Raw genomic sequence first — 16,198 nt, 5'->3', positions numbered from 1 at the left:
CTCGTGGCTCCTCAGTACATGAGGGTCGGGGTGAGCCGGGTCTCCTCCGCCCGCGCCGGCGGGACCGCGCCGGGGGGCATGGTGGGGGGCGCGGAGGGAGGCAGGATGGCCGGGGCGGGCAGTTCGGGGCCGGCCTTGACGTGCCGCAGCAGCAGCGCGCCCTCGGCGAGCGCGAGCACGCCGTACAGGACCGTGAAGACGGCCAGGGTGATCGCGACCTCGCCGAGCGAGACGCCGGGCGACACGCTCGCGGCCGTCATGAGCTCGCCCTGCACGGTCCACGGCTGGCGGCCGATCTCGCTGAGCAGCCAGCCGGCGATGATCGCGGTGGCTGGCAGCGGGAGCGCCAGCACGCACAGGCGGGCGAACCAGGAGGGCAGGGGCTCGCCCAGGCCGCCATGCTGCCCGCCGCGCTGCCCGGCGCGCCGCCCGCGGCGCTTCCTGGTCAGCCACAGGCCGAGCACGGAAAGGCCGACTGTGACCATGCCGAAGTTGATCATCACGCGGAACGACCAGAAGACCACGGGCAGGTTCGGGGTGTAGTCGGCCGGGCCGAACGCCTGCTCGTACCTCGCCTGGATGTCGTCCACGCCCTGGACCGTCGCGGCGGGGTCGTGGGCGGCGAGCAGGCTGAGCAGGCCGGGCACCTCGACGCCGGGCGCGATCGAGAACGGCGCGCCGGCCGTGTCGTGCCGCAGGCCCTCCGCCGCGGCCAGCTTCATCGGCTGCTGCTCACGCAGGAGCTGACCGGACAGGTCGCCGGTGCCCGCGACCACGGCTCCCGCTATCGCGGTCATCACGAGCGCGGCGCGCAGGGCGGTCCGCCACATGTCCGGCAGGCGGCGCATCGGCGTGGTGGCGTCCTCGGCGGTGATCGTGTGGGCCCGGCGGCCGGGCAGCACGCCGAGGCCGCGCTCGCGCAGGACGCGGTAGCCGATGACCGCGATGACGAACCCGCCGGCCACGACGAACGAGGCGGCCACGACGTGCGGCACCTGGGCGAGCGCGGTCGAGTTGGTCAGCACGGCCCACAGGTCGGTCATCCGGGCCCGGCCGTCCACGACCTCGTAGCCGACCGGGTGCTTCATCCAGGCGTTGGCCGCGAGGATGAAGTAGGCCGACAGGTTGGAGCCGATCACCGCCGCCCACAGGCAGGCGAGGTGGACCCGCTTGGGCAGCCGGTCCCAGCCGAAGATCCACAGGCCGAGGAAGGTCGACTCCAGGAAGAAGGCGAGCAGCGCCTCCAGCGCCAGGGGCGCGCCGAACACGTCGCCGACGAAGGTCGAGTACTCGCTCCAGTTCATCCCGAACTGGAACTCCTGCACGATGCCGGTGACCACGCCCATGGCGAAGTTGATCAGGAAGAGCTTGCCGAAGAACCTGGTGAGCCGCAGGTAGTGTTCCCGGCCCGTACGGAGCCAGGCGGTCTGCAGGCCGGCCACGTAGACGCCGAGCCCGATCGTCAGGGGCACGAAGAGAAAGTGGTAGACGGTGGTCACCCCGAACTGCCACCGTGCCAGGTCAAGCGCGTCCATGTCGTCCTCACGCCGAGCTCTACGACTTGTAGTTCTATATTCAGTAGTACTACAGGCTGTAGAGCATTAGGGCCCCGCGAGGTGCGATCTTCGTCACAGCCGCGGGCGCGCCGAAGTGGCCCGGTTCGCGGTGCCGGATCCCCGTTCCTTGCAGTACGGACGATGCCTGCCGGGTGGTCCCGGTGAACAGGGACAGATGTCCCGTCCCGCCGGGGCGCCCGGCCGGGGCACGTGACCAAGAGTGGCCGGACGGCGGCACGGGCGGCGTCCGCCGCGCGGCGGATTCCCCCGTACGCCGCGCGGTTGACGCCGGAAGCCCCTCTCTCGACCGTCATGGGGAATATGCGTGGAAACAGCGAGGACCTCCGGTTCCGCGAACCGGAGGTCCTCGCGTGGTCCTTCCCGCGCTCCTGCTCGGAGGTCAGGCGCCGGCCGGGTGGAGGGCCAGCGTGGGGTAGTCGGTGTAGCCGCGGTGATCGCCGCCGAAGGCCGTGCTGAAGTCCGCCTCGTTCAGCGTCGCGCCGACGCGCAGGCGCAGCGGGAGGTCGGGGTTGGCCAGGAAGGACTTGCCCAGCGCGACGAGGTCGGCGCCCCAGCGCAGCCGGTCCGCGGCGGCGGACGCCGGGTCGGTTGCCGCGGGGTCGTTGACGATCAGGGTGTTCGGCCACAGGTCCCGGATGCGCGCGTCCAGCTCGGCGCCGCCGGTCGCCAGCAGGTGCAGGTAGACCAGGTCGAGGCCGGCGAGCGCGGACACCAGCGCGGGATAGACCTCGTGCGCGTCCTCCTCCACCAGCCCCTGGGCGCCGTTCAGGGGGGAGAGCCGGATCCCCACCCGGGACGGGCCGATCTCGTCCGCGACGGCCTTCGCGGTCTCCACGGCGAACCGGATCCGGCCCTCCACCGACCCGCCGTACCGGTCGTCGCGCAGGTTGGCGTTCTGCGACAGGAACTGGTGGATCAGGTAGCCGTTGGCGCCGTGCAGTTCGACGCCGTCGAACCCGGCGTCCACCGCGTGGCGGGCGGCGGCGGCGAAGTCGCCGGCCGTGGCCTCCACCTCGGCGGTGGACAGCTCCACGGGCACGGGCATGTCCTGCAGGCCGGACGGCGTGAAGATCTGCCCGCCGAGCCGTACGGCGGAGGGGGCGACCGGGAGGCGGCCCGTGTTGCCGGGGTGGCCCACCCCGCCCGCGTGCATGATCTGGGCCACGATCCGGCCGCCCGCCGCGTGGACGGCGTCGGTCACCTCCCGCCATCCGGCGACCTGCTCGTCGGTGTGCAGACCGGGGGTGTTCATGTAGCCCTGTCCCGCCGCGCTGGGCTGGACGCCCTCCGTGACGATCAGGCCGGCCGAGGCGCGCTGCGCGTAGTAGAGCGCGGTCAACGGTGAGGGGATCCCCGCCACATACGCGCGTGACCGCGTCATGGGCGCCATGACGAGACGGTTCGGCAGGCGGAGGGAACCGAGGTCGTGGGGCGTGAACAGCATGATCAAGCCCTTCCGGAATTACTTGGTCGGCCAACTTGGTCGGCCAATAGACAGTCCTACAACTTGGCCGACCAATATGCAAGCGGTAGGCTGATCGGCAAGGAGGCGGCGTGATGACGGAAGCACGGACGGACGGCGCGGGGGCGTGCGTAACGACGTCCGGGGCGGGGTCCGGGGCGACGTCCGGGGCGGGGTGCGGAGTGGCGCCCGGAGAGGACCCGGACAGCCTGAGCTGCCTCATGGCCCAGGCGGCCCTGGGGCACCGCGTCCTGCTCGCCGCGCTGCTCGCGGAGATCGGCCTCTATCCCGGTCAGGACCGGGTGCTCAACGCGTTGTGGGCCAACGGGCCCATGTCCCAGAACCGGCTCGCCGCGGCGGTGGGCATCGACATGTCCACGATGACCAAGAGCCTGCAACGGCTGGAGCGCGGTGGGTTCGTGAGCCGCGCGCCTTCCCCTGGCAACCGGCGGGTCAGCGTGGTGAGCACGACGCCGGAGGGTGACGCCCTGCGGCCCGAGGTCCGCCGGGTCGAGGAGGAGCTCCACCGGCGGCTGTCCGACGGCCTGACGCCGGAACAGGTCGAGACCCTCCGCGCCCTGCTGGGGGCGGTCCGCCGCAACGTCTGCCGCGAGACCGCGGCGTCCCCGCTTCCCGCGGCAGAGCTTCCCGCCGCGTTCACGGCCTCCCGGCAGCCGGCTGTGTGAAGTACGTCACCGCCGCGCCGTGGCCGGGCACATCTTGCCGTTCTCGCCGTACGGGTGATTTTCTGGTGTGCTTCGCATCGGAGGTGGCCATGAAGGTCTCGGGCAGCGCGCTGGTCGCGGCGGAGCGCAAGCGGGTCTGGGACGCCCTCCAGGACCCCGGCGTCCTGGTGCGGACGATCCCCGGCTGCGAGCGCCTGGAGACGGTCGGCGAGAACGTGTACGCGATGACGGTCACGGCGGGGGTCGCCTCGGTCAGGGGCGTCTATCAGGGTGAGGTGGCCCTGCGCGACCAGGAGGAGCCGGACCGGTTCACGCTCGGCGCGCGCGGCCAGGGCGCTCCCGGCACCGTCGAGGCCACCGTGGCCGTACGGCTGAGCGACGCCGAGGGCGGCACCCGGGTCGACTTCGACGCCGAGGCCGTCGTGGGCGGCATGATCGGCGGCGTGGGGCAGCGGATGCTCGCCTCGGTGGCCAAGAAGACCGCAGGAGAGTTCTTCTCCGCCGTCGAACGGCACCTGCTGTCCGCCTCCGCCGTTCCCGCCACGGTGTCCGAAGCCGTGTCCGAAGCCGTGTCCGAAGCCGTGCCGGAAGCCGTGTCCCGACCCGCTCCCGCCGTGGCCGAGGCCGTTCCGGCGGTGACGGTCGCGGCCCGGGACACGACGCCCCGGGTGTTCACCCGCGAGGCCCCGGCCGCGCCCCGCCAGGGCGTGCCGGCCTGGACGATGCTCGCGGCCTTCGGCACGGGCGCCGGGGTGGCCCTCGGCAGCGCCGTCATCGGCTGGCTCCTCGGCCGCAACTCCCGCCGCCGTTAGCTCGTGTCTGAGAAGGGGAATCGCCTGCAGGGCGCGCCGGTTGGGACATGTCGTGAAAGTCGAGATCTTCTCTGATGTCGTGTGTCCCTGGTGCTACATCGGGCACCACCGGCTCCAGCAGGCCGTACGCCTCTTCGAGGGGGACGTCGAGGTCGCGCACCGCCCCTTCCAACTCGACCCGGACGGCGTCTCCACCGGTGAGCCGCTGCTGCGCGCGCTGGAGCGCAAGTTCGGCGGCGCCGGGCAGGTGGCCCAGATGACCGCTCGCGTCGCGGGCGTGGCGGCCGAGGACGGGCTGGACCTCCGCTTCGACCGGGCGGTGCAGGCCGGCACCTTCGAGGCGCACCGGCTGATCTGGCTGGCCGAACGGGCCGGGCGCGGAGGGGCGATGGCAGAGCAGCTCTTCCGGGCCCACTTCACCGACGGCCTGAACGTGGGGGATTCCGGCACGCTGGCCGGGCTCGCCGCCGAGACCGGCGTCGAGGACACCGGGGAGGGCGCCGAGCAGGTGCGCGCCGAACTGGCCCGCGCCCGCGCGCTGGGCGTCCGCTCCGTCCCGCTCTTCCTGTTCGAGGAGAAGTACGCCGTCTCGGGCGCGCAGCCCGTCGAGACGCTCGTGGCCGCGCTGCGTGAGGTCGAGACCCGTACGGCCCGGGAGACAGCGGCCCAGGAGACGGCGACGCAGGAGAAGGCAGGCGCGGGATGTGACGACGGCGCCTGCGCGGTCTGAGTCCCCCAGGCGGTTCGGGTGGGCAGTTTGGGTAGGCAGGGTCTGACGACGGTGTCCGGATTCTTCGGCAGAGTGCGCCGGTTCTTCCCGGTGGCGGCGCTCGATAGACACTGAGCATGTCCATCCGCATCGGGGTAGACACCGGCGGCACCTTCACCGACGTCGTTCTCGTCGACGAGGAGTCCGGCCGCGTCGTCACGACCAAGACTCCCTCCACTCCTGCCAACCCGGCCGATGGTTTCATGGCAGGCGTGCACAAGGTGCTGGAGGCTCACGGGGGGTCCCGGGACCTCGATGCCGTCGCCGCCCTCGTCCACGGCACGACCGTCGCCACCAACCAGTTGCTGGAGGACCGCCCGGACGGCACCGCCCATCTGGGGTTCGTGACCACCGAGGGCTTCGAGTCCGTTCTGGAGATCGCCCGGCAGAGCGTGCCGGACGGCTACGGCAACTCCTACTTCTGGGTGAAACCGCCGCGGATCGTGCCCGTCCACCGGGTGCGTACGGTGGGCGGACGGCTCGACCACCTCGGCCGCGAGGTCCGGCCGTTCGACGAGGAGCAGGCCGCGGACGCCGCGCGGTGGTTCAGGGAGCGGGGCGTCACCGCGATCGGCGTGTGCCTCCTGCACTCCTACGCCAACCCCGCCCACGAGCGGCGGATGCGGGAGGTGCTGGAGCGCGAGCACCCGGAGGCCGTCGTGTCGCTGTCGAGCGACGTGCTGAGGGAGTACCGGGAGTACGAGCGGTCGGTCACCACGCTGGTGGACGCGGCGGTCAAGCCGATCATGCGGCGCTACATCGGGAACCTGTCCGAGCGGCTCGGCCGGCCCTTCTCGGTCATGAAGAGCAACGGCGGCGTGCTGTCGGCGGCCGAGGTGGTGCACCAGCCGATCACGACCGTCCTGTCCGGCCCGGCCGCGGGCGCGCTCGGCGCCGCCCTGGTCGCCGGCGCCGCCGGGCATCCGAGCGCGATCACCCTCGACGGCGGCGGCACCTCGACCGACGTGGCGGTGGTCGTAGACGGAGAGCCCTCGCTGACGACCGAGGGCAGGATCGGCCGCTATCCCTGCAAGATCCCGATGATCGACATCGTCACGGTCGGGGCGGGCGGCGGGTCGATCGCGTGGGTCTCCCCGGAGGGCACGCTGAAGGTGGGCCCCCGGTCCGCGGGCGCGGACCCCGGGCCGATCTGCTACGGCGGAGGCGGCGCCGAGGTGACGGTGACCGACGCGCACGTCTTCCTCGGCCGGGTGCCGCCGCACCTGCTCGGCGGGGAGATCCGCCTCGACGTCGCCGCCGCGCGGGCGGGCGTCGAGGCGCTCGCCGCCCGGCTCGGGCTGACCCCCGAGCGCTGCGCCACCGGGATCCTGGAGATCAGCGCGTTCAACCAGTCGAACGCGATCCGGCAGATCACCGTGCAGCGCGGGCTCGACGTGCGGGACTTCCCGCTGGTCGCGTTCGGCGGGTCCGGCCCGCTGCTGGCCTGCCGGCTGATCGACGTCCTCGGGCTGCCCGCCGCGATCATCCCGCCCGACCCGGGGAACGTGTCCGCGTTCGGCCTGCTCACGGTGGACGTGAAGAACGACCACGTCCGCACGTACGTCACCCGTGGGCCGTCGCCGCGGGTGCTCGGCGAGATCCTCGCGGATCTGGAGGCCGAGGCGGCGGACGCGCTCGGCCGCGAGGGCTTCGCCGAGCACGTGTACGCGCGCAGCGCCGACCTGCGCTACTACGGCCAGGCGTACGAGGTGCGGGTGGCCGCGCCGGACGGTCCCGTGGACGACGCCTGGCTCGCCGCGGTCGCCGGCCGGTTCCACGCCGAGCACGAGAGGCTCTACGGGTACGGCTACCGCGACGATCCCCGGCACGACGTCGAGTGGGTCAACCTCCGGGTGTCCGGCATCGGCCCCATCACCCGGCCGAAGCTCGCGCGCAGGCCGTACCAGCCGGACGAGCCGAGCCCGGTCGGCACCCGCGACGTGTACTACGAGCGGTGGGGCAGGACCGTCGTCTACCGCCGCGACGACCTCGGCGCGGGCGCCGTCGTCCGCGGCCCGGCCGTCGTCGAGGAGTACGGCTCGACCCTGCCGGTGCATCCCGGCTTCACGGCGACCATGGACGACTACGGCAACCTCGTGGTGGTGAGCGATGACCGGTAGGACCGCCGACCCCGTGCTCGTGGAGATCGTGGAGGGCACGCTCGCCTCGGTCGAGACGGAGGTGGAGACCGCGATCGCGCGGACCGCCCGCTCGCCGATGATCCGCGACGCGCACGACTTCCGGGCCGGCATCCACGACGCGCGGCTGCGCAAGCTGACCGGCCGTTCCTATTCGGCGCTGGTGCAGCCGGTCGTCCGCGACTTCCCGATCGAGACGATGCGGCCCGGCGACGTGTTCTTCCACAACGACGTCTACCTGTCCGAGGGCGGCATCGGCCACCTGCCCGATCTGTGCGTGACGGTGCCGGTCTTCCACGACGGCGAGGTCGTCGCGTTCGTCCAGGCGTTCGGCCACCACGACGACATCGGCGGTGCGGTGCCGGGATCGATGCCCTCGCACGCGCGCAGCGCGTTCGAGGAGGGCCTGATGGTCCCGCCGATCAGGCTCTGGGACCAGGGGGTGCCCAACCGCGCCGCCCTCACGATCATGACGCGCAACTCCCGCATGCCCGACGCACTGGCGGGGGACCTCGACGCCGAGTGCTCGGCCTGCCTCATGGGCGCCCGGCGTCTCGGCGAGCTGTTCGGCCGGTACGGCCGGGAGGCGGTCGAGGCCTGCTTCGACGCGATCATCTCCACGACGACCGAGACCTTCCGGCGGGAACTGCTGGCGAAGATTCCCGAGGGCGTCCACGTCTGGGAGGACTACGCCGAGCACGACGGCGTGGACGAGCCGCGCCTGCACACCCAGCGGATCACGCTGACCGTCGACCACTCCGCGGACACCCCGCTGACCATCGACTTCACCGGCACCTCGGCGCAGGCCAAGGGGCCGATCAACCACGCCGGCGACTACGCCGGCGGCGTCTTCCTGAAGAAGTGGCTGGCGCCGATCCTGCGCAACCTCGCCGACACCCCCGAGCGGATGGCCCAGCTCGACGTCAACGAGGGCGTCGTGCCGCTGATCAGGATGGTCTTCCCGGAGAAGGGCACCCTGCTCACGCCGATCTTCCCCGCGCCCACCAACGCCCGTACGTTCGTGATCCTCCGCCTGCTCGGCGTGCTGGCGGGCGTGCTGGCCAAGGCGACCGGCGGCCGGATGCCGGCCGACCAGGAGACGATCCGCTACACCGGCGTGTACGGCGAGTCGGACGACGGGCCGTACCTCATGCGCGAGGTGCTCGGCGGCGGGTCGGGCGGGCGCTGGTACGCCGACGGGGAGGACACCATCCACGTCGTGCCCGACAGCCGCAACATCCCCGCGGAGTTCGCCGAGGCACGCTGGCCGTTCCGGGTCGAGCGGCTGGGCCTGGCGGTGGACAGCGGCGGGCCGGGGGAGTTCCGCGGCGGCCTCGGCTACGACAAGCACATCCGGATGCTGCGGGACGCCTCGTTCATGTCGATCGCCGACCGCTCGATCCTGTCGTGCTGGGGCGTCAACGGCGGCCGGGCCGGCCGGCCCTTCCAGGTCACGGTCGACGGCGTGGAGATGGAGGGCCTGGTCGACGACTTCCCCGTACGCGCCGGGCAGGTCATCCGCATCCGTACGACCGGGGGAGGCGGCTGGGGCTCGCCGTACGACCGGCCGGCCGAGCGCGTCGCCGCCGACGTCCGCGACGGGAAGGTCTCCTTCGAGGGCGCGCGTGAGGACTACGGCGTCGTCCTGACCGGCACCCGCGACGACCTCGTCGTGGACGCCGAGGCGACGGCGCGCCTGCGGGAGCGGCTGCGGGAGACGACGCCCGCGGCCTTCTTCGACCGCGGGCCCGGCTATCCCCGGCTCTCCGGCGGCCTCCCGCACGCCGAGGTCGACATCGTGTGAGCGCCACCGGGAGCGAAGGCGAACCACACCACGCGGTGCGGACGCTCTTCGGAGAACCCCCACTGGTCGGCCAGGGCGCGCAGCAGCCGCAGCCCGTGCCCCGACTCAGGCGGCTCGCCGGAGGAGCGGGCGCGTACGCACGGACCCGCCTCCCCTCCCTCGTCGACGACCTCGACCTGCAGGCCGCCGTCCTCCTCGAAGAGGACCACGACGCCGACGGCGGCCGACCGCGTATGCACGATCGCGTTGGTCACCAGCTCTGAGACCAGCAGCACCGCGTCGTCCGCTCGCGGGTGATCCGCGACGAACTCGCGCACCCACCTCCTGACAGCGGCCACGGACGACCGTTCGGCCGGAAACACGGCCCGCCTCAGCTGCCGGACTCCCCGGAGGTCGCTGTCGTCGTTCATGCAGATCCTTCCCTTTCCGTGGGCAGGGCGGGTGAGGCGACGCGGCGAGCGTAGGAGAGCACAGGACGCCTCACAGCCGCGCCGCGGCGCCTCGCAGAGGCGTCCGTGTGCCGCCGGTGCGTCCCGGGTGCGCGGTCCGTGCGTCGTGAGGGCCGGAGGCGGCGGGAAACGAGGGCGGGAGACCGATCGATCGCCTAACGTGGAGCTCCGACTACGGAGGGTGGCAAACCCGGTGTGAGGAGTGGATGGCGCATGGAGGGCCGGGCGACGCTGCTGAGGACACTGCTGGAAAGGCGGCACCAGGAGACGCACCGGGCCTTCTGCGCGGAGTACGACAAGACGGCGCGTGAGATCGACACGAGACTCATCGGGTCGTCCCCGAGCAGGGAGGCGTTCGGCCGCTGGATGAAGGGCCACCTCAAGACCAAACCGCGGGCCGACCACTGTCGCGTGCTCGAACGCATGTTTCCGGGTCACACCGTTGCGGAACTGCTCGCCCCGTACGACGCTGGAGGATGCGACGCGGGTCGCGATCGACTGCGAGCAGGTCCCGGCGTGAGCGAGAGGCGCCCAGACACCCCGGAGGCGGCGACGAACCGACGCGATCTACTCCACCTCGGCGCGGCCGGGTTGACCGGTGGCCTGATCGACCACGCGTTGCGCGGCCCCGACCTGTTCGAGGAGATCCTCGACCTCCGGAGCATTGGCGAAGTCCGGCTCGATTTCCTCGAGGGTGAAGCCGAGCGATTGGGCCGGCGTGTGCCTCCGGCGGAAGTGCTGCCCGAGGCGCTGATGCACCTGTCGAGCGTGCGTGAGCTGCTCGCCCAAAGGCAGCCTGCCAAAATCCAGCAGAGACTGGCCCGGGTGGGAGCCAAGCTGTCGATAGTGATAGGCGAGATCCTCTTCTGCGCCGATCACTTCGTCCTCGCCCGCCGCTGGTATTCGGCGGCATCCCGGGCCGCCGAAGAAGCGGGCGATCGTTATATCGCAGACTTGGCCCTGGCCAGCGCGACCCTCATACCGACCTACTCGGCTCAACCACGCGCGGTACTCGCGATGGTCTCCCCGCGCCTTGAACAGGCGGGGGCGGCGACTCCCGCCGTCGCCTGGCTGTGGGGCCTCGCTGCTCTCGCCCACGCCTCCCTCGGTGAGAGGGCCGCGTTTGAACGTGCGATGTCCCGGTCGCGAGAGATACTCGGCCGCTGTGAGCTTGACGCGCTGCAACCGGGCATTCTCTCCTTCCAGCATGACAGGAGGGAGTTCTACGAGGTGCGTGGCCGAGCAGACCTGGGAGATCTGCGCGGTGCGGAGGTCGTGGTTCGGCACGTGAACGATGTCTATCGCGCCGACTCCAACGATTCGGCGCTGGTGCAGTTCGCCTACGCAAGTGCCCTCGCCGAAGCGGGCGAGGCCGAAGAAGCTTGCCGTCTCGCCCTGAAGGCGCTTCGTCAGACGCCCGGGAGACCCGGCATCACGGTTGTAGTTCGTGCGCACGAGTTCAACGCCCTACTCAACGCACCGGCCACGGTCAGTGGTGAGTGGCGAGATGCTCTGGCGGCCGTCCGCTCACCGGCTGCTACCGGCTTGTGGGCCTCCTCAGTATAGGAAGCACAATTGCCGCTCATCGCGGGCGAGTCACCGTCCTGCCAACCATGTGCTGGCGCTTTGAGAGGAGAAGGCTCCCCGGGAGATCTTGGCGGGGGTCGCGCGGAGCTCCGCTTCCAACTCGGCGACCAGGTGCTGAATCGTGGCCTTCATCCGGAGGCGGCGTCCGTTCAGTTCCTCGCCGAAGGCGCGGGCCGTTGACCCCACCCACACCGGGTGCCCTCCGAACAGCGCGCAGACCTGGTCAAGCGACGTCTCCAGGACCCGGGCGTGCTCCCGCACCGTGGCGAGCGCAGCCTGGAGATCGTGGTATTCCGGATTTGGCACCAGATCATCGTCCGTGGGCACGTTTCGGGCTCCCATATCAATGGCCGAAAGTGAGATGGTCGCGCAGCGCTGACACCTGAGATTATGTGGTCGCATATGGTCCCGGCCAGACACGGAGGCGGATTCGATGCTCGGCGCGCCCCTTCCCGCATGGATACGCCCCATCGCCGGCGCGCTCCTGCTGGCGCTTCTTGCCCCGGTGGCCTGTTCTCCGCAAGAAACTCCTACGGCAGCGGAAGCGGGTCAAACGCTCAAAGCGCACATTCTGCAACTATTGAAGGAACGCAACGCGCAGAACGTGACCATCACCGACCCCGGCGGCAAAGACATCCCCTGCGGCGACGGCAAAGCCAAACAAACCTTCGCCGCCACAGGAGAAGATCTACCGGCGCGCGGTTCGGATGCGCTGACAGATGCCCTTCTGGGGGCTCTGAAGCGAGTCGCTCCATATGAGCTCGTCGCCTCCGGGAGGCCGGGCGAGCCGATGCGGGTACGGAACTCTGCGTCTCATACCTCTCTGACGCTCGCTTCTTCTGAGAGCGGTCAGTACGTCGTTCGCGGCGAGACCGAGTGCCTCACGAGTCACTAGAGCGATGCGCGAACAGACGTGCACGGCTCCACGCCGCCGTCTTCCGGCCATCGAAACGATCTCCCAGGAACCTGCTCACGTCTCCCAGCGATTTCTTGTCACCGCCCATGCCGTTGGTGATGAACCATTGGTCGAGGGCGCGCAGGCCTTCGGTGCCTGACTGGGCTATGTCGGCGAAGGGGCGGAGGCCGCCCTTGTCGTCGGCGATGGCGACGCCGGGCGGGCAGGTGGCCTGGTAGTCCTTGGGCGACACGGTCGCGGGAAACCCGGCGCCGAGGAGGAGGGCGGCCACCGTGTGCTGACGGCCCAGCGTCTCGGCGTCGTCGTCGCCGCGCAACTCCTCGACGTGCGTCTTCCCGTCCGGACCCGCGTTCTTGTTCAGCTCCCGGCCCTGATCCAGAAGCAGCCACAGCACCTCCAGCTCGGGCACGGCCTTGCCCAGCACCAGTTGGCTGACGTCCCATGCCATGTCATTCGCCAGCTCGTTCCGCTTGTCGAGGTCGTCGAGGGTTTGCAGGTGCTTCTCCGCGGCGGCGAGTTCGAAGCCGCGTACGTTGCCGAGCGCCGCGAAGACGTCGTCCAGACGCGAGGGGTCCCCGGTCTTCAACATCGGCGGCACGTTCACCCCGACGAGGCGCCAGGCGAGGTCGCCCATGCCCCGGTCGAAGGGCCTGCGGTCCCCCGCGTCTCCGGCGAAGGTGAGCAGGAACCGGAAGGTGTCCTCCGGGCTGAGCCGGAACGCCGGCGACAGACCCGGCACCCGCGACTCGACCGGGCCGAACCCGCTCGGCAGCAACTGGTTGGAGTCGCCGAGGTTCGCGCCCTCGGCCATCTCCGTGGCGTACGCGCCGGCGATCTCGGCGAGGTGGACACGCGTGGGCGGGGCGAAGCGGAAGTCCGAGGTGCCGGTGACGACGGCGTACGCGAACCGAGCCGCGACGTCGCTGTGCGCCCCGTCCCTCTCGTCGTACGCGCCGGACGCGGCGGCGAGCAGGCGCCCGAACGCGTCCGCCGACTCCGCGTCCCCGGACGCACGGCGGTTCAGGTTCCGCAGGAACGCCACCAGGCCGGGGCGCCGGTCGCGCCTTCCGCCCACGTGGGCGAGCAGCGCCGCGGTGTCCCGGGGGAGCGGGCTGTCCCCGGTCGCCAGCGCGATCGCGAGCCGCGCCGCCGCGGGGTTCTCGCTCAGCGCCCTGAGGTACGGCGTCAGCGTGGCGCCGTTCGACTCGTCGCCGGGCAGGAACATCTGGGTGACCACCACCTCGGCCAGCCACTCGGTGGGCAGGCGCCCGGTGGACAGCAGGTCGCCGATGCTCCCGCGGTCCTCGTCCCGGTCCGCTCTGGCGCGCACGGCGGCGGTGACGGCCGCGAACCCGGGAACCACCGGCCCGCCACTCACCGCCGAGCCGAACGCCCGGCTCACGGTCCGTACGGCGTCGTCCACGTTCTCCTGCAGGATGTGGCGCAGGCGCCGGGGCAGCTCCACCGTGCGGCGCGCACCGATGCCGGCGAAGAAGGCGGCGGTGAACTCGGCGTCGTCGGCGTGGGCGGCCAGCCTCTCGACGATCTGGCGATACTCGTCGACGAGGTGGAAGTCGAACAGCGCGTCCGGATCGGCGTCCCGGTACGCCGCGGCGAGCGCGCCCCCCAACCGGCGGGCCTCGGCCGCGCCGAGGAAGCTCGTCTCGTCGTACGGGACGAGCGCGGAGGAGGCCGTGAGCCGAGCGGGCGACCAGCCGGGCGTGTTGGCGAGGTCCACCGCCAGGCGGTGCCGGCGGCGCAGCTCCGGCAGGCGGTCGTCGATCCATCGCTCGATCTCGCTGACCGGGCTCAGGGACGCGGCGGGCAGGCCCCTCGCGGCGAACTCCCGCCGGATCGCCTCGGCGCGTTCACCGATGAGCCCGCGGGCGTGCTCCAGGTCCCTGACGAGACGCTCCATGAGCGCGGGGGTGATGCCGGTGAAGTCCGGCGACAGGGGGCCGGTGCCCGGCGCTTCCGCTCCCACGTCCCGGCCTCCCGAAGATCGCGTACCGTCGCCGTCCATCGATCGGTGTCCTCACCGTACCTCCCATCGTGGCGGGCCGTCCGGGATTGGCGGCGGTGCCGCTGGGTAGCCGTCCAGTAACGGCACAAACGGGATGGTGATTTCGAAATGGCGAATATCGTCCAGCGCATCAGGGACTACCTGCAGACCTCCAAGGGCCGCGAGAACATGGAGAAGGCCAAGACGATGGCCCGCGATCCCGAGAAGCAGCAGCGGCTGCGCCGCCTGATGGACCAGGTGCGCGGCCACCGTACGCCGCGCTGAGGCCGTCCGGCCGTCCGGTCGTACGGCGGAGCGGCGGGGGCGGTGGAGCCGAGGGGAGCGCACGACTGGACATCGGCCCACAAGTACCGAAAACATGCGGCACAAGGGGTAGGTTCGCGTATCGGGAAGAGCTGATCGCCGAGATGGAGAAGGCGTCCGCGGCACACCGGCACCGGCGCGTGGCGCCGGGGCGGTGACCGCCGTGACCAGGCCGGACGCGCGCACGCTGATCGCGCGGGTGCTCGACCCGCACTCGTGGAAATCGTGGGACGGGCCGCCGCTCGACCGGGCCGCGCCGGGGTCGGAGTACGCGGCCGAGCTCGCCCGGGTGCGGGCCAGGACGGGATACGACGAGTCGGTCGTCACCGGGGAGGGGACCCTCGACGGCCGCCGCGTCGCCGTGATGGCTTGCGAGTTCTCCTTCCTGGCCGGTTCGATCGGGGTGGCGGCGGCCGAACGGCTCGTGCGGGCCGTCGAGCGGGCCACCTCCGAACGGCTGCCACTGCTCGCCGCCCCGGCCAGTGGGGGCACCCGGATGCAGGAGGGCGCCCTGGCCTTCACCCAGATGGTGAAGATCACTGCCGCGGTCGGCGCGCACCGCGCCGCCGGGTTGCCGTACGTCGTCTACCTGCGGCACCCGACCACGGGCGGGGTGTTCGCGTCGTGGGGCTCGCTCGGGCACGTCACCGCCGCCGAGCCGGGAGCGCTGATCGGCTTCCTCGGGCCGCGGGTGTTCGAGTCGCTGCACGGCTACCCGTTCCCGGAAGGCGTCCAGGTCGCGGAGAACCTCCACGCCCACGGGCTGGTCGACGCCGTTGTCTCGGCCGAGGACGCCCGGGAGATCGCGATCAGGGCGCTGGCCGTGCTCTGCGCGCCCCGCTCGGGGCTGTCGCCCGGCCCGGAGCCCGAGGAGGCGGCCGAGCCGGTCCCGGCGTGGGAGGCGGTGACCCGCTCCCGGCGCGACGACCGGCCCGGCATCCGCGAGCTGCTGAAACACGGGGCGCACGACGTCACCCCGCTGCACGGCACCGGCACCGGCGAGCGCGACCCCGGACTGCTGCTCGCGCTGGCGAGGTTCGGCACGGCGCCCGCCGTCGTCCTCGGTCAGGACCGGCGGCGGCGCGGCGGCAGCGGGCTCGGCCCCGCCGGTCTGCGGGTGGCCCGGCGCGGCATGCGCCTGGCCAGCGAACTGGGCCTTCCCCTGGTCACGGTCGTCGACACGGCCGGAGCGGCGCTGTCCAGGGCGGCCGAGGAGGGCGGCCTCGCCGCCGAGATCGCCCGCTGCCTGGCCGACCTCGTCATGCTCGACGCGCCGACCGTGTGCCTGCTGCTGGGGGAGGGCGCCGGCGGCGCGGCGCTGGCCCTGCTCCCGGCCGACCGGGTCGTCTGCGCGCAGCACGCCTGGTTGTCCCCGCTTCCGCCCGAAGGCGCGTCGGCGCTGCTGTACCGGACCGTCGACTTCGCCCCCGAGATCGCCGCGGCGCAGGGTGTCCGCGCCACCGACCTGCGACGGAACGGGATCGTCGACCGGGTGGTCCCGGAACGTCCCGACGCGGCGTACGAGCCGGAGGCGTTCTGCGGCCGGGTCGCCGGGACGCTGGAGCACGAGATCGCCGGCCTGCTCGCCCGCCCGGCGGAGGAGCGGGCGGCCGTCCGGTCCGCCCGCTACCGCGCCCTCGGTCTCTGACCGGCTTCTGTCCGGCTTCTATCC

The 16,198-nt window shown here is 71.9% G+C and carries 14 protein-coding genes; 9 read left to right on the top strand and 5 right to left on the bottom strand.

The features are described from left to right. Positions 1–11: 11 nt before the first annotated feature. Positions 12–1,535, bottom strand: a complete 1,524-nt coding sequence (locus OG344_RS30665) for a cytochrome ubiquinol oxidase subunit I (protein ID WP_405086075.1) — start codon at positions 1,533–1,535, stop codon at positions 12–14. A gap of 421 nt (positions 1,536–1,956) precedes the next feature. Further along, positions 1,957–3,021: an alkene reductase gene (locus OG344_RS30660; RefSeq protein ID WP_405086074.1), complete on the bottom strand. Its 1,065-nt coding sequence runs from the start codon at positions 3,019–3,021 to the stop codon at positions 1,957–1,959. A 113-nt stretch (positions 3,022–3,134) separates the two neighbouring features. Here OG344_RS30660 and OG344_RS30655 point away from each other — a divergent pair, with 113 nt between their 5' ends. From OG344_RS30655 to OG344_RS30635, 5 genes are all read left to right on the top strand, one after another. After that, positions 3,135–3,725, top strand: a complete 591-nt coding sequence (locus OG344_RS30655; protein WP_405086073.1) for a MarR family winged helix-turn-helix transcriptional regulator — start codon at positions 3,135–3,137, stop codon at positions 3,723–3,725. Positions 3,726–3,790: 65 nt separating this feature from the next. Continuing rightward, on the top strand, positions 3,791–4,537 hold the full coding sequence (locus OG344_RS30650) for a carbon monoxide dehydrogenase subunit G (RefSeq protein ID WP_405086072.1): 747 nt from the start codon (positions 3,791–3,793) through the stop codon (positions 4,535–4,537). Between the two features lie 52 nt (positions 4,538–4,589). Further along, a complete protein-coding gene (locus OG344_RS30645; protein ID WP_405086071.1) occupies positions 4,590–5,267 on the top strand; it encodes a DsbA family protein in 678 nt (225 codons plus the stop codon). A 116-nt stretch (positions 5,268–5,383) separates the two neighbouring features. Beyond that, a complete protein-coding gene (locus OG344_RS30640) occupies positions 5,384–7,426 on the top strand; it encodes a hydantoinase/oxoprolinase family protein (protein WP_405086070.1) in 2,043 nt (680 codons plus the stop codon). Next, positions 7,416–9,248, top strand: a complete 1,833-nt coding sequence (locus OG344_RS30635; protein ID WP_405086069.1) for a hydantoinase B/oxoprolinase family protein — start codon at positions 7,416–7,418, stop codon at positions 9,246–9,248. Before OG344_RS30640 ends, OG344_RS30635 begins: the two co-directional genes overlap by 11 nt. Here the strand turns inward: OG344_RS30635 and OG344_RS30630 are convergent. After that, positions 9,197–9,658: an ATP-binding protein gene (locus OG344_RS30630; RefSeq protein ID WP_405086068.1), complete on the bottom strand. Its 462-nt coding sequence runs from the start codon at positions 9,656–9,658 to the stop codon at positions 9,197–9,199. The genes OG344_RS30635 and OG344_RS30630 overlap by 52 nt on opposite strands. Before the next feature lie 252 nt (positions 9,659–9,910). Here OG344_RS30630 and OG344_RS30625 point away from each other — a divergent pair, with 252 nt between their 5' ends. After that, the gene (locus OG344_RS30625) at positions 9,911–11,263 is read left to right on the top strand and encodes a hypothetical protein (RefSeq protein ID WP_405086067.1); all 1,353 of its coding nucleotides are present in this window, start codon (positions 9,911–9,913) and stop codon (positions 11,261–11,263) included. 30 nt (positions 11,264–11,293) lie between these two features. Here the strand turns inward: OG344_RS30625 and OG344_RS30620 are convergent, their stop codons facing one another. After that, a complete protein-coding gene (locus OG344_RS30620) occupies positions 11,294–11,611 on the bottom strand; it encodes a hypothetical protein (RefSeq protein ID WP_405086066.1) in 318 nt (105 codons plus the stop codon). A gap of 106 nt (positions 11,612–11,717) precedes the next feature. On the opposite strand from OG344_RS30620, the gene OG344_RS30615 reads away from it, so the two are divergent. Continuing rightward, complete coding sequence (locus OG344_RS30615; RefSeq protein WP_405086065.1) at positions 11,718–12,179, top strand: hypothetical protein; 462 nt, start codon at positions 11,718–11,720, stop codon at positions 12,177–12,179. Here the strand turns inward: OG344_RS30615 and OG344_RS30610 are convergent. After that, a complete protein-coding gene (locus OG344_RS30610) occupies positions 12,166–14,184 on the bottom strand; it encodes a hypothetical protein (RefSeq protein ID WP_405086064.1) in 2,019 nt (672 codons plus the stop codon). The genes OG344_RS30615 and OG344_RS30610 overlap by 14 nt on opposite strands. 147 nt (positions 14,185–14,331) lie before the next feature. Here OG344_RS30610 and OG344_RS30605 point away from each other — a divergent pair, with 147 nt between their 5' ends. Further along, positions 14,332–14,487, top strand: a complete 156-nt coding sequence (locus OG344_RS30605; RefSeq protein ID WP_405086063.1) for a hypothetical protein — start codon at positions 14,332–14,334, stop codon at positions 14,485–14,487. Positions 14,488–14,689: 202 nt separating this feature from the next. Beyond that, positions 14,690–16,174: a carboxyl transferase domain-containing protein gene (locus tag OG344_RS30600; RefSeq protein ID WP_405086062.1), complete on the top strand. Its 1,485-nt coding sequence runs from the start codon at positions 14,690–14,692 to the stop codon at positions 16,172–16,174. Positions 16,175–16,198: the final 24 nt, after the last annotated feature.

The sequence above is a fragment of the Microbispora sp. NBC_01389 genome, assembly GCF_045040095.1.
In the GTDB taxonomy this organism is placed as follows: Bacteria; Actinomycetota; Actinomycetes; order Streptosporangiales; family Streptosporangiaceae; genus Microbispora.
Note: the sequence above shows the minus strand (reverse complement) of the source record. Positions and strands in the feature narration are given on the sequence as shown.

Excerpts from the sequence above, each read along its gene's own strand:
- OG344_RS30665 (WP_405086075.1), bottom strand. The coding sequence starts at position 1,535 with ATGGACGCGCTTGACCTGGCACGGTGGCAGTTCGGGGTGACCACCGTC.
- OG344_RS30660 (WP_405086074.1), bottom strand. The coding sequence starts at position 3,021 with ATGCTGTTCACGCCCCACGACCTCGGTTCCCTCCGCCTGCCGAACCGT.
- OG344_RS30655 (WP_405086073.1), top strand. The coding sequence starts at position 3,135 with ATGACGGAAGCACGGACGGACGGCGCGGGGGCGTGCGTAACGACGTCC.
- OG344_RS30640 (WP_405086070.1), top strand. The coding sequence starts at position 5,384 with ATGTCCATCCGCATCGGGGTAGACACCGGCGGCACCTTCACCGACGTC.
- OG344_RS30635 (WP_405086069.1), top strand. The coding sequence starts at position 7,416 with ATGACCGGTAGGACCGCCGACCCCGTGCTCGTGGAGATCGTGGAGGGC.
- OG344_RS30630 (WP_405086068.1), bottom strand. The coding sequence starts at position 9,658 with ATGAACGACGACAGCGACCTCCGGGGAGTCCGGCAGCTGAGGCGGGCC.
- OG344_RS30625 (WP_405086067.1), top strand. The coding sequence starts at position 9,911 with ATGGAGGGCCGGGCGACGCTGCTGAGGACACTGCTGGAAAGGCGGCAC.
- OG344_RS30615 (WP_405086065.1), top strand. The coding sequence starts at position 11,718 with ATGCTCGGCGCGCCCCTTCCCGCATGGATACGCCCCATCGCCGGCGCG.
- OG344_RS30605 (WP_405086063.1), top strand. The coding sequence starts at position 14,332 with ATGGCGAATATCGTCCAGCGCATCAGGGACTACCTGCAGACCTCCAAG.